This is a genomic window from Alistipes putredinis DSM 17216 (assembly GCF_000154465.1).
Classification (GTDB): domain Bacteria; phylum Bacteroidota; class Bacteroidia; order Bacteroidales; family Rikenellaceae; genus Alistipes; species Alistipes putredinis.
This window is the reverse complement of record NZ_DS499577.1, coordinates 588,871-602,012: the sequence shown is the minus strand read 5'-3', so window position 1 is coordinate 602,012 and position 13,142 is coordinate 588,871. Positions and strand designations below refer to the sequence as shown.

The 13,142-nt window shown below is 57.3% G+C and carries 8 protein-coding genes; 3 read left to right on the top strand and 5 right to left on the bottom strand.

What is annotated here, in order from left to right; translation table 11 throughout:
• Positions 1 to 99: 99 nt before the first annotated feature.
• The 5 genes from ALIPUT_RS02860 to ALIPUT_RS02840 form a co-directional block, all read right to left on the bottom strand.
• Positions 100 to 2,571, bottom strand: a complete 2,472-nt coding sequence (locus ALIPUT_RS02860; RefSeq protein WP_004328160.1) for an ATP-binding protein — start codon at positions 2,569 to 2,571, stop codon at positions 100 to 102.
• Positions 2,572 to 2,675: 104 nt separating this feature from the next.
• A complete protein-coding gene (locus ALIPUT_RS02855) occupies positions 2,676 to 3,350 on the bottom strand; it encodes a DNA alkylation repair protein (RefSeq protein ID WP_040293383.1) in 675 nt (224 codons plus the stop codon).
• 245 nt (positions 3,351 to 3,595) lie between these two features.
• A complete protein-coding gene (locus ALIPUT_RS02850) occupies positions 3,596 to 5,809 on the bottom strand; it encodes a S46 family peptidase (RefSeq protein WP_004328156.1) in 2,214 nt (737 codons plus the stop codon).
• A 279-nt stretch (positions 5,810 to 6,088) separates the two neighbouring features.
• Positions 6,089 to 7,027, bottom strand: coding sequence for a quinolinate synthase NadA (gene nadA, locus ALIPUT_RS02845; protein WP_004328155.1), 939 nt, complete (start codon positions 7,025 to 7,027; stop codon positions 6,089 to 6,091).
• A 400-nt stretch (positions 7,028 to 7,427) separates the two neighbouring features.
• Positions 7,428 to 8,480 carry an Mrp/NBP35 family ATP-binding protein gene (locus ALIPUT_RS02840; RefSeq protein ID WP_004328153.1) on the bottom strand — a complete coding sequence of 351 codons (1,053 nt, stop codon included), beginning with the start codon at positions 8,478 to 8,480 and terminating at the stop codon, positions 7,428 to 7,430.
• 302 nt (positions 8,481 to 8,782) lie between these two features.
• On the opposite strand from ALIPUT_RS02840, the gene sppA reads away from it, so the two are divergent.
• Genes sppA through ALIPUT_RS02825 form a run of 3 tightly spaced genes read left to right on the top strand, consistent with a single transcriptional unit; the run spans position 8,783 to position 12,917 of the window.
• The gene (gene sppA / locus ALIPUT_RS02835; RefSeq protein WP_004328152.1) at positions 8,783 to 10,567 is read left to right on the top strand and encodes a signal peptide peptidase SppA; all 1,785 of its coding nucleotides are present in this window, start codon (positions 8,783 to 8,785) and stop codon (positions 10,565 to 10,567) included.
• 48 nt (positions 10,568 to 10,615) lie between these two features.
• Positions 10,616 to 11,551, top strand: coding sequence for an ABC transporter ATP-binding protein (locus ALIPUT_RS02830; RefSeq protein ID WP_004328151.1), 936 nt, complete (start codon positions 10,616 to 10,618; stop codon positions 11,549 to 11,551).
• 34 nt (positions 11,552 to 11,585) lie between these two features.
• Positions 11,586 to 12,917: an ABC transporter permease gene (locus ALIPUT_RS02825; RefSeq protein WP_004328150.1), complete on the top strand. Its 1,332-nt coding sequence runs from the start codon at positions 11,586 to 11,588 to the stop codon at positions 12,915 to 12,917.
• Positions 12,918 to 13,142: the final 225 nt, after the last annotated feature.

Genomic DNA, 13,142 nt, shown 5'->3' with positions numbered 1-13,142 from the left:
CGGCATCGTCCGACACCGAAGCGTCCGATCCTCTGCAACTTCCCGTCCGGGCATGATGCGAACGGACGGCCTTCTGTCGGAATACGCCCCCGGCGGAGATCAACGGTCGCAAAGATACTCTTTTTTTGCCGCCCGGACAATTTCGCCGACCCTTTCCGCTACACCGAGCGCTGCGCTGCGCAAAGCCCCGTCCGCAGAACCTTCCGAACGCTCCAGACGGCGCAATGCCGCAGCGAGCTCCTCCTCGCCCAGCAACGTGTAGATCGGCACCATTTTGTGAGCGATCGCACGCAAAGCGACCGCATCTCCGGCGAGCGCGGCCCGGCGCAAGGTTTCGGCATGGGCCTCGTTCTCGGCGACAAAGGTCCGGATGATCTCCCGCGCGGCTTCGGCGTCGTCGCGGGCGAAAGCCGTCAGAGCTTCGAACCCGCGAACCGCATCCTCTTCCGGAAGACACTCCTCCGGGGCAACCCCCGCCTCCGGCACGACACGGCGTAACACGGCCACCAGTTCCGCCCGCGCGAAAGGTTTCCGCAGCACGGCTGCAAATCCCCGTTCGACATAGGCCGACTCATCGTCCGAACGGGCTGAAACGGCTACCACCGGCAGCTCCGCACGAACGGCCCGAATCCGTCGCAACACCTCGAACCCATCCACTCCGGGCATCTGTATATCGGTAAAAACCAGATCGAAAGCAGACTCCTGCACCAATTTTTCAGCGTATTCGGGAAAAGGACAGCTCTCCGTTTCGATTCCCAACTCCCGGCAGAGAACTGCGGTCATCTCAAGTTGCAGGGGGTCGTCATCCACCAGCAGGCAGCGGAGGGGTCGTCCGCCCTCCATACACACTCTGCCCGAACACATCCCCGCTGCGGCTTCCTTTTCGGAAGCGTCGTCCTCCGCCTCCCCGACCGGAACGGCGACCAGGAATCGGCTTCCGGCGCCCGGTTCGCTCTCCAGCTCGATCGTACCGCCGAGCAGCTTCACGAGACGATCGACGATCGAGAGGCCCAGCCCTACGCCGCTCACGCCGCCCGCCGACGGCAGGCGCACAAACTCCTGAAAGATGCGCTCCCGCTCCTCGGGGCCGATTCCCCGACCCGTATCGCTGACACGGAACAGCAGCCGCCCCTCTTCCAACCAGGCGTCAAACGCGACGAACCCCCGGTCGGTGAACTTGATCGCATTGGAAAGCAGGTTCTCGGCGATCTGCCGCACACGCGAGGGATCGCCCGCGACCTGTCCCGAAAGTTCGGCGGCGAGCGTACACCGCAATTCGATTCCTTTGGCCGCAGCCACCGGCTCGAACCCGGTGCAGACAGCCGTAAACAGATCGGCCGGAGAGAAGGCGATGCGATTGACGGCGACTTTGTTGGAGTCGAGTTTGTAGAAATCCAGCAGGTCGGTCACCAACTCCAACAGGTGATCGGCCGAGCTCTTCATATGATCCAGATAAAGCGCACCCCGCTTGCCCAGGTCCAGACGCGTAAGCAGATCGATATAGCCCATGATCGAACCCAGCGGGGCCTTGATGTCGTGCGTAATGGTGAGCATCAGCTTCTCACGGGCCTCCAGCAAGGCTTCGTTGTGGCGATTGGCCGCTTCGAGCTGGCGTTTGTAACGGTTGCTGCGGTTCACGTCCCGCCAGAGGATTCCGACGAAGAGCAGCATCACCAGCAGCGATCCGGCAGCCACCGAGCCCAGAATGACGAGCGAGCTGCGCCGCACCTGTTCACGAGCCTGCATCCGCTCCCAGAGATAGGCCGTCTCCTCCTCCTCGAAGTCGATAATCAGGCGGTAAATCCGCTGATTGATCTGCTGGTTGTTGCGTTGCAGCCGCAACCCCTCCCGCCACGCCTTGTCGTAAAGGGCCAGCCGCTCGCTGGTCACCCGCTGCTCCAGATCCTGCAGCACTACGGCGATGGTATCCCCCAGACTCATCTGCCGAGGCGGAGCGTCGATCCGCACCCGGGTCTTCACCACCACCTGCGAATCGTTCTTGGGCGGGCTGAACAGGTCGCCGAACCGGCGGAAGAAATTGCGCTTCTTTTTCGGAGCCACGCGCACCGTATCGCGGACCAGGATCGTATCGGGTTCGATAGTCGGTTGCGACAGGGAGTCCAGCATGGGAATCATCCGCTGGATATTTTCGCTCAACAACGTCGCCGTGCCCGCCGAACGCAGGTTGCGGTCCAGAGCCTTGATCCCCTGCTCCTTGCCGGCGATCAGCCGCACGATCGTGTCCAGACGCATCTGCTGCGACTCGTCGTCCGCACGCATACGGAGCGAATCGATGCACTCCCGTACCAGCCGGAGTTCGCGTTTGTAACGATTCTCGTAGCTGGCATAACCGGCCACCAGCATCTGACCGTATGTTTCGGCCTCATAGAGATGGTAGAGAGTCTGATTGACCAGTCTGCGCCGCCGCCGAAGCTCCTGCTGGCTGTGGTCCGGTTCGAGGAGCGCTCCGGTCTGACGCCAGACGTAGATCATGGCCGTCAGGCCGATCAGGGCGATCAGCACGTAACCCACGACGATTTTGGTGCGTACGAATTTAGACTCTTTCATCATAGCGGATCGACTTATCCTTCGCCCAAAGATAGCATCTGTTTCGGTGATTTTCGCTGCGGAAAGCCTTTTTCTTTCCAAAGCCTTTCCGCAAGGGGGTCTGCACCCTATTTGATCCGGGCGATGATCCTCTCCAGCGTCAGCTCACGCACCGCATCGCGTCCGATCCGGCGGGCTGCCGCCCCCTCCTTCGCCGCCAGTCTACGGGCCAGCGCCAGCGCATCGGGGTAAAGCCCCCGGCTACGTTTGCCGATCTGCCGCAGGGCCCAATTCACGGCTTTTCCGATCCGGACGCGGGAATCCTCCGCACCCCGTTCGATCAGCGGCAGAAAGGCCCTGAAATCGTCGTCCGAAGCCCGTTTATCCCCGACGGCGAGCGTAGCCAGCAGAGCGAACCCCGCCCGTCGGGTAAACTCCTCGTCCGAAGCGGCGTATTCGCGCACCTTGCCGTAAGCGTACGACGTATAGCGGAACAGGTTGATACAACACTGGTCGCACAGGTCCCACGACCGAAATTCGGCGACCCAGGCATCCATCTCCTCCGGACGGAACAGCGCCGGATCGGCGATCATCGACGCCAGGATCCGCCCTTCGTGCACCGGCCTGCGGTAGAGTTCCAGCGCCAGCGCATGATCCCGGCCGATCTCCCGCGCCAGACGCCGCAGATCGACCACCCGCACCCCGACCGCCAGCCGGGCGTCGATTCCGAACCGCACCATTCCCTCCCGGAACTCCGGATTGGCATGGGCCGCAAGCCACTCCAAGACCTCTTCGCAGGTCATATCCTTTCCTTTTTTCGTCTTCATCTCTATCTCACTTATCCGCACGAATGAAATTCTAAAAATAGTCATTTATTTTATTTCTGCAAACCGATCCGAAAAGAAGGACGGTTTTCATACCCCGCAATGCGTAAATTTCATCCGACCGTTTTTCAACATCGAAAAGGGGAGAACGCTGCGAGCGTTCTCCCCTTTTCGATTCGCGGACATGCGCCTGCAAAGCAAACGCACATTCGCCGTATTTCCAGTTACTTACGCTTCTTGTCCGCTTTCTTGGCGTTTTTCTTCGAAGCCTTCGTCTCCTTTTTCTTCACATCCTTCTGATCGCATGCCTTGGTGCAGTCGCTCTTCACGAGGGTCATCTCGTCGAGCAGCCAGTCCGCACCCGCGAACTTGTCGATCACGAAGAGCACATAGCGAACGTCCACGCCGATAGTACGCTGTACATCCGGCTCGAAGGCGATATCGCCCGACATAGCCTCCCAGTTACCGTCGAAAGCCAGACCGATCAGCTCGCCGCGGCTGTTCATCATCGGCGAACCCGAGTTACCGCCCGTGATGTCGCAGTTGGCCAGGAACGCTACGGGAAGTTCGCCCTTGCAGTTGGCATAGGGACCGAAATCCTTCGCCTCGTAAAGCTCCTTGAGCTTGGCGGGAACGACGAATTCGGGATTCGAAGAATCCTCCTTCTCCATCACGCCCTTGAGCGTCGTGTAGTAATCATATACCACGCCGTCGGCAGGTTCATAAGGCAACACCTGACCGTAAGTCAGACGAATGGTGAAGTTCGCATCCGAATACCAGGCCTTGTCGGGCTGCATGCGCATCAGACCGGCTACGTAAAGACGATGTCCGTCCGCATATTTCTGCAGGTTGGGTACGGCCTTCTCGCGCAGCTCCTTCATCTTGTTCAGAACCGACGTAGCCAACACTACCGCCGGATCGTTCTTGATCTGCTCGGACGTAGCGGCCGATGCCTTGGCCTCGTCCGTGAAGACCGAATTGTCGTACAGGTAATCCACATAAGCGTCGATGTCGCCGCCGAACTGCGCGTCGATCACCTCCGCGAAAACGGTCGGCAGATCCTTCACGTTCTCCTTGACCATCGAAAGCATCTTCCGGGCTACCTTGCGGTCCGTCGGCAGGTTGTAATCCTTGTAGAAGTTGGCGTAATACTCCTTCGCCTGCGCTTTCGCTTCGTCGCTTACCTCCTCGGCCGTCAGCATCCGGTTAGCCACCAGAGCCGGGGTCATGATTTCGACCGAACGGACCATCGCCTCGCTCAAATACTGGAGCGGACCGGTGTAGGCCATGTTGTCGTTCACCGCCTCGCGGATCATGCCGAGCGCATCGACGAATCCCTCTTCAGGCAGCGTATTCTGCTCGGCCCAAGCCTGGAATTCGGCTTCCTGCGCCTCCTTCAAGGCTTTCACGTCCAGTTTTTTCAGACCGCGCAGCATGCCGATCGTATTCTTCCAATAGTTCGACGAATTGGCATATTTCGAAGCGTACTGGATACGCACCTTGTCGCTGGCGGCCATGTCCTCCTTCAGGATGTCCTGACGGGCGCCGCGAATGTCGATGCGCTGCGGACCCGAAACCTGGAACATCTCGTCGATCTCGTACGAAGTCATGTAACGCTCGGTCGAACCGGGGAAGCCCATGATCATCGTGAAATCGTCGGCCTTGTAACCGTCGAGCGACACCTTGAGGAACTCTTCGGCCTTGTAGGGTACGTTCTCTTCCGAATATTCCGCCGGACGGTTGTCCTTGCCGGCATAGATGCGGAAGATCGAGAAGTCGCCCGTATGACGCGGCCACATCCAGTTGTCGGTTTCGCCGCCGAACTTGCCGATCGACGTCGGGGGAGTACCGACCAGACGGATGTCCCGATAAACCTCCATCACGAACGCGAAGTACTGGTTGCCACCGAAGAACGGCTGGATGTTGATCGTCATGCCGGGATTCTCGGCCCGCAATTTCTCGTACAGCGCCTCGATGTTCTTATCCTCCATTTCCGAACGCTCCTCGCCCTTGGCGATCGAGGGGATGTTGCCCAGCACCTCGGGCGTTACGTCGATGATTCGACGGATGAAAGTGACCGTCAGCCCCGGAGCCGGCAGCTCCTCCTCGTTGGACATGGCCCAGAAACCGTCCTTCAGGTAGTCGTGCTCCACCGAAGAGAGGGCCTGAATCGAACCGTAACCGCAATGGTGGTTGGTGAAAACGAGTCCTTCGGGCGATACGACCTCGCCCGTACAACCGTTACCGAAAATGACGATCGCATCCTTGAGCGATCCGTGATTCACCGAATAGATATCTTCGGCCGTGAGCTGGCAGCCCTTGGCTTTCATATCCCCGATGTTCATCTTCTGAAGATAGGGCAGAAGCCACATACCCTCGTCTGCAGCGGCAGTCAGCGATACGACTGCCGCAGCCAGGCATAAAATCAGTTTTTTCATCTCTCCTTAAAATGTTTGTTTACTTGGTTTATAAAAAATATATAGTTGAATTTCTCTGTTCGCACTTCATACGACCGGCTCCGCATCCGCCCAACCGGATCGGAATGCCGCACTCTCTCCGTTCCTTCCCCTGTTCTCTTTTTTCGTCCTTCGCCGCAACCGGCCGGGCAGGTTCTCCCTCGTTTCTCCTCTTTGGCCGCCGACCGGAAATCCGCCGTTCCGCCTCCGTAACCGCACAGGCCGTGCGACCGGAGGATCGCCCTCCGGCGAGCGAAAAACCTACTTGATGGCGATCATGTTGAGGATCGAACGCTCGGCACGGCGGCGTACCTCCTCGTCGAGCGATATTTCGGGCCGCTCGTCGCGCAGCGTGGTGAAGATATTCTCCAGCGTAATCATCTTCATATACCTACAATTGTTGCATCCGCACGCCTCGTCGTCGGGAGGGGCCGGGATAAACGTCTTCTCCGGATAGCGGCGCTTCATCTCGGTCAGAATCCCCGCTTCGGTCACCACGATGAACTCCCTGGCGGAACTTTTGCCGCAATAGTCCAGAATAGCCGCCGTCGAACCGACGAAATCGGCCACCTGCACGATATAGGCCCTGCATTCGGGATGCACCACCACCTGCGCTGCGGGATGCTGCCGCTTCAGTTCCAGGATTTTTTCCAACGAAAACTCCTCGTGCACATGGCAGGCGCCGTCCCAGATCACCATATTCTCGCGTCCAGTCAGCTTTTGGATATAGGAACCCAGGTTCCGGTCGGGAGCGAAGATGATCGGCTGGTCGGCCGGAATCGACTCTACGACCTTCAGGGCATTGGACGAGGTGCAGCACACATCCGTCAAGGCTTTCACCCCGACCGAAGTATTGACGTACGAAACCACCTTGTAGCCGGGATATTTCGCCTTGAAAGCCGCGAAAGCGGCCGCATCGCACGATTCTGCCAGCGAACATCCCGCTTCGAGATTCGGAAGCAGCACCTTCTTTTCAGGCGAGAGCACCTTGGCCGTCTCTGCCATGAAATGCACGCCGGCGAAGAGGATGATCCGGGCGTCGGTCTTCTGCGCCTCGATGGAGAGCGCCAGCGAATCGCCCAGGAAATCGGCTACTTCCTGCACTTCGGGCAGCGTATAGTAGTGCGCCAGGATAACGGCGTTCTTCTCGCGTTTGAGCCGCTCGATTTCCGTTTTGAGTTTCGATGAGTTATCGACCATCGTTTTTTATTTTTTATACTTTTATTTTATTAAAAAAATAATTAAAAGTAAATATAATGCCTGTTGATAGTGTTGATAATTATACCGTATTTCGGGTTATCCACAGCATAGCTTTTCGAAGTTCCGTATTCTGTTCTGCCGATAAGGTCCGGGAGGTTGTCGAAACCCGTTTTTTGGAAAGTTACCGACAAATGTTCAAAACAGGTTTCGACATTTCGACATGTTCGGATTATCAACATTCGCTTCTCTTTTTCCGTGCATATCCCGAATCATACTTTGCGAAAACTTTTTTTTGCCGTTTTCTTGTTTTGTCTATACCGGGCGAAAGATGGATTTTGCAAACGGTTCCGGGTTTTTCTTTTCAAAAGTTATTGCGGGTTTATCAACATCGTTCGTGGGGTTATTTGACCACCTTATCAACAATCCGGTCGGCTATCTCCCGGTAGTAGGGTTCGACGCGGGCGTCGATCGACACCGACGGCGTTCCCGTATCGGCGCCTTCCATAATGGACTGTATGATAGGTATTTCTCCCAACAGGTCTATGCCGTTTTCCTCGGCGAAGCGGCGGGCGCCTCCCTTTCCGAAGAGGTAGTAACGGTTTTCGGGCAGCTCTTCCGGCGTGAACCAGGCCATGTTTTCGACGATGCCGGCCAGGGGGATGTTCACCTGCGGATTGCGGAACATCTCCACGCCGCGCCGTACATCGGCCACGGCGATCTGCTGGGGGGTGGAAACGATCACGGCCGTGTCGATTTTCAACTCCGAAATGATCGAGAGGTGAATATCTCCCGTGCCGGGAGGAAGATCCACGAGCAGGAAATCGAGCGCTCCCCAGCGTGTCTGGTGGATCATCTGCCGCAAGGCGTTCACCGCCATTGCACCGCGCCACAGCAGGGCGTCCGAAGGTTTCACGAAGAAGCCGATCGACATGATTTTCATATCCATCGTTTCGGCCGGCAGGATGATATCCTGCCCGTCCACCTGTTCGGCTTCGGGCAGGTAACCTTCCAGACCGAACATCTTGGGCTGCGAAGGGCCGTAGATGTCGGCGTCGAGGATGCCGACCCGGAAACCCCGGTTGCGCAGGGCGACGGCAAGGTTGGCCGTGACGGTCGATTTTCCGACACCGCCCTTGCCCGAAGCGATCGCTACGATGTGGGCTATGTCGCCCGTCATGGTCGGTTTGTCCGCAGCTTGCGGTTTCTTGGGAGCGGCCTCCTTAATAATAACGGTGATGGATCCTTTCAGGGCGGGAAAATTCTCTTCCAGCAGTGCTTGAACCTGCCGTTTGATCTTCAGGGCGAAGGGATCGCGCACTTTGGCGAAATTCAGGGTGACGGTTATCTTGTCGCCGGGAGTCGAAACCTGTTCGACGAATCCGCTCTCGACAAGACCGTGCTGGGTCTCCGGATGGAGGATACGGTTGAGTAATTCCTTGACTCTCTCTTCCATATTTTCAGTTAAGTTGGTAGCAACGATCGTGCAAACCGGGCGGCAAAGAGCCTGCTCCTGCTCGTCCGGATGCGGCTTATCTGGACAAAGATAACTATTATTTCCGATATAATAAGTCTTTATGGAAAATTATGTTATCGATAAACGATAAATATTATTTGTTTTTCATAAAATTAACGGTTATATTTGCCGCATATTAACTCCGATTCGGAGGGGGGCCGGGATTCGGCGATGCGGAAAAGTTTCGCCCCGTTCGCGCCTCATGCGCCGTTTCGCAGCGAATGAATATTAAATAAATCGGTATGAAATTTTTGAAAATGTTTTTCGCCGGTCTGCTCGCTTTTGTCGTGGGCAGTGCGGTGATGCTCTTTCTTTCCGTGGTGATTTTGTTCGGAATCGTAGGTTCCATGACCTCTTCGGAACCGGTGACGGTCGGAGAGCACGCGATTTTGAAACTGGATTTTTCGGAAGACCTGATCGAGTCGCCGAGCAGCGATCCTTTCGCCGGCATCGATTTCGCCACGATGACGGCCAGACACCAGGTTACTCTTTACAATGCGTTGCGGGCCATCGAAACGGCCAAGAACGATCCCCGCATCCAGGGTATTTATCTGCGTCCGAACGGAGGCGGAGTCGCCACTTACGCCATTCTGGAGGAGCTGCGCGAGGCGCTTCAGGATTTCCGGCAGGGCGGCAAGTTCATCATCGCCTATAACGAAACCTACGGCCAGGGGGGATACTATCTGGCATCGGTCGCCGACAAGATCTACCTGGAGCCTCACGGAGGGATGCAGTGGACAGGTGTTTCTTCGACGCTGATGTTTTACAAGGGTCTTTTCGACAAGCTCGATATTCAGGCCGAAATTTTCCGTCCGACGGCCTGCAGGTACAAGAGTGCCGTGGAGCCTTATTTCCTTTCGAAGATGTCGAATGCCAACCGCGAGCAGATGCAGTTGTTGGTGGATTCCTATTGGAATGTGATGGCGGAGGCCGTCGCCGAGTCGCGCGGTATCGAGCTTTCGACCTTGAACCGACTGGCCGACGGGCTCGAAGTGTCGCTGGCACAGGAGGCGCTCGATCATGGGATGGTGGACGGATTGCTGTTCGAGGATCAGATGGACGATGTGTTCCGGGAGTACGGCGCCGTCGCCAAGAACGACGGACAGTTCGAGTTCGTGACGTTGGGACAGTACGTGTCGCAACTGAATGCGGACCTTAAGAATATCTCTTCGTCGCAGATAGCGATCGTCTATGCCGACGGTGCGATCGTCGATGGCGAAGGCTACGGTGCCGATATTTACGGCAATACGCTGGCTGCGAAGTTGGCGAAGGTACGTCGCAACGACGATGTCAAGGCCGTGGTGCTGCGTGTCAATTCGCCGGGCGGCAGCGCGCTGGCTTCGGATGTGATCTGGCGCGAGGTGGAGCTGCTTCGGGAGAAGAAGCCGGTGATCGTATCGATGGGCAGCTATGCGGCCAGCGGCGGTTACTATATTTCGTGCGGTGCCGATGCCATCGTGGCGGACAAGACGACCCTTACGGGGTCGATCGGGGTGTTCGGAATGTTCCTGCGCCTGGAGGATGCCCTGAAGAATAAGCTGGGCATTACGTTCGATGCCGTGAGAACCAATACGTCGGCCGATATGGGCGTGATGCGTCCCCTGACGGGAACCGAACGGGCGGCGATCATGCGCTCGGTGGACGAGGTGTACGAAACTTTCACCTCCTACGTGGCCGAAGGCCGTAATCTGCCGCTGGAAAAGGTGCTCGACATTGCCGGCGGACGGGTTTGGAGCGGCACGGATGCCCTCGCTCTCGGGTTGGTGGATACCAACGGCGGTCTGAAGACGGCCATCGCTATTGCGGCTGACAAGGCCGAATTGGGCGATAAGTTCCGCATCGTCGAGATGACCGAGGCTCCGACCGGCTTCGGGGCGTTCTTCTCCGGATTCATGGCCAAAGTCAAGGCCGACATCGTGGCCGGAGAACTGGGACCCTGGGCCGGCGAGTGGCGCAAGATCCGTGAGGCGGTGGGACAGCAGGGCGTAGTGATGTATTGTCCTTATGCGGTACAGCCGGAGATGTAGGAAATCGCGGACGGAATGCCCGGACTCACTTTAAGTTTTCGATCGATTATGGAGATATTGAAAGTAGAACACGTTACCAAGCGCTTCGCCAGACATACGGCTCTGGACGATGTGTCGCTCACGATTCCCAAGGGGTCGGTTTACGGCCTGCTCGGACCCAACGGTGCGGGCAAGACCACGCTGATCCGCATCATCAACCGCATTACGGCGCCCGACGAGGGGAAAGTCATCTTCGACGGCTGCGAAATCCAGCCGCAGGATGTCTATCGCATCGGCTATCTGCCCGAGGAGCGCGGTCTGTATAAAAAGATGAAAGTGGGCGAACAGGCCGTCTTCTTCGCCCGCCTGAAGGGGCTTTCGCGCCACGAAGCGGTGGTGCGGCTCAAGAAGTGGTTCGTCAAATTCGGCATCGAATCGTGGTGGGACCGCAAGGTGGACGAACTTTCGAAGGGTATGGCCCAGAAAGTCCAGTTCATCGTCACGGTGCTGCACGAACCTGAGCTGCTGATCTTCGACGAGCCTTTTTCGGGTTTCGATCCGATCAACGCCAACCTTTTGAAGGAGGAGATTCTCGGCTTGCGCGACAAGGGTTCGACGGTCATCTTTTCGACCCACAACATGTCGTCCGTCGAGGAGATCTGCGACCATATCACGCTTATCAACAAGTCGCGCAACATTCTTACGGGCCGTGTGGACGAGATCCGGCGCAGGCACGGCAACAACATTTTTCAGGTAGCCTACCGGGGCGACGCGGAGGCGCTGCGCGGTGTGCTCGAAGGTCGCTGCGAGGTGCTCGAACAGCCCGAGCCGGAGTTCGGGGCGGCCTATTCGTCGCTCAAGCTGCATGTGGAGCGGGATGCCGACGTGCGGGAGGTGATCGCCCGGATCAACGATGCGGTGGAGCTGCGCTCCTTCACGGAGATCATCCCGTCGATGAACGACATCTTCATACGGGCCGTCGGGGGAACCCTCAACGCGGAGTAATCGGAAGAAAACGAACAAGCAAAAGTAGAAAGCCATGGCAAATTCGAAGATAGGAATTATCATTACCCGGGAATTCAACGAACGGGTGCGCAAGAAGTCGTTCATCGTGACCACGATTCTTATGCCGGTGCTGATGATCGGCCTGATGGTGGCCCCGGCGCTCATCATGCGCTATTCCCAGGGGGAAACCCGGCATATTTCCGTGATCGACGAGAGCGGTGTGATCGCTCCCCGGCTCGAGAGCAGCGAGGAGGTGGTCTATGAGCCGACCGACCTGACGCTCGACGAGGCTCGCAGAGAGCATACCGACCGTTTCGGCATACTCTGGATCGGCGGGGACATAATGACCAATCCCGGCAACGTGAAACTCTATACCAACGGCTCCTCGGCGATGTTGGTCGAGGAGAGCGTGTCGGGGCAGATCGCCGACATCATCGAGAAGGAGAAACTCAAGGACTATAACATCGAAAATCTGTCGCAGATTCTCTACGAGGTGAAGACTACGGTCTATATGCAGGTCTTCCGCAACGACCAGATGCAGGACGACGGCAGCGACAAGCAGGCCAATTCGTCGGCCGTATCGACCGTCGTGGGGCTGGTGCTCGGTATGATCCTCTACATGTTCCTGATGATTTACGGTGCGATGGTCATGCAGTCGGTCATCGAGGAGAAGAACAACCGGGTGCTCGAAGTGGTCGTCTCTTCGATCAGCCCCTTCCGGCTGATGCTGGGCAAGATCCTGGGTATCGCTTCCGTCGCGGTGGTGCAGGTGCTCATCTGGGGCGTGCTGGTGTGCGGCGTGGGTGCGCTCGTCATGCCGCACCTGATCTCTGCCGAGATGATGGGAAGTGTCGAGGCGATGCGTGCCGGGACGCTCGATCCGACGGCGGCGGGCGTCGATATGGAGATGGTGCAGACGCTCGCCACGGCGACCGATTTCGGATATGTCTTCCAGATTTTCGCTTACCTGCTGCTCTACGTGATCGGTGGTTACCTGCTCTATTCGGCGATGTTCGCTGCCGTCGGTTCGGCTGTCGATAATGTGCAGGACGCACAGCAGTTGCAGACCCCGATCATGCTGCCGATCATCCTGAGTATCTTCGTGATGATGGTGGTGATGAAGGACCCCAATTCGCCGCTGGTCTTCTGGTGTTCGATGATTCCTTTTACCTCGCCCGTGGTGATGATGGCCCGCATCCCGTGCGGTATTCCGACCTGGGAGATCGTCGTGTCGCTCGCGGTGCTCTACGCTACGTTTATGGCTATGGTATGGCTCGCGGCGAAGATTTACCGCGTGGGTATCTTCATGTACGGCAAGAAACCTACCTTCAAGGAGCTTTACAAGTGGATCCGCTACAAATATTAGCGGGCACGCTGCGGGGCCGGCCGGGTTTTACTTTTCCGGGCACCCTTTTTGCAGGCGGTGAATACATAAAAGTTTTTTCATAAATAGATTTTTTGATCGCGGGTCCCGGTTGTCGTAAGACGTCCGGGACCTTTTCGTGATCTCTGTCCGGAAATATCGTCGGATCGCGGGTATGTTTCCGATGGTACGAGTAATCCGGCATTACTCCGGTTGGACACGAATGAG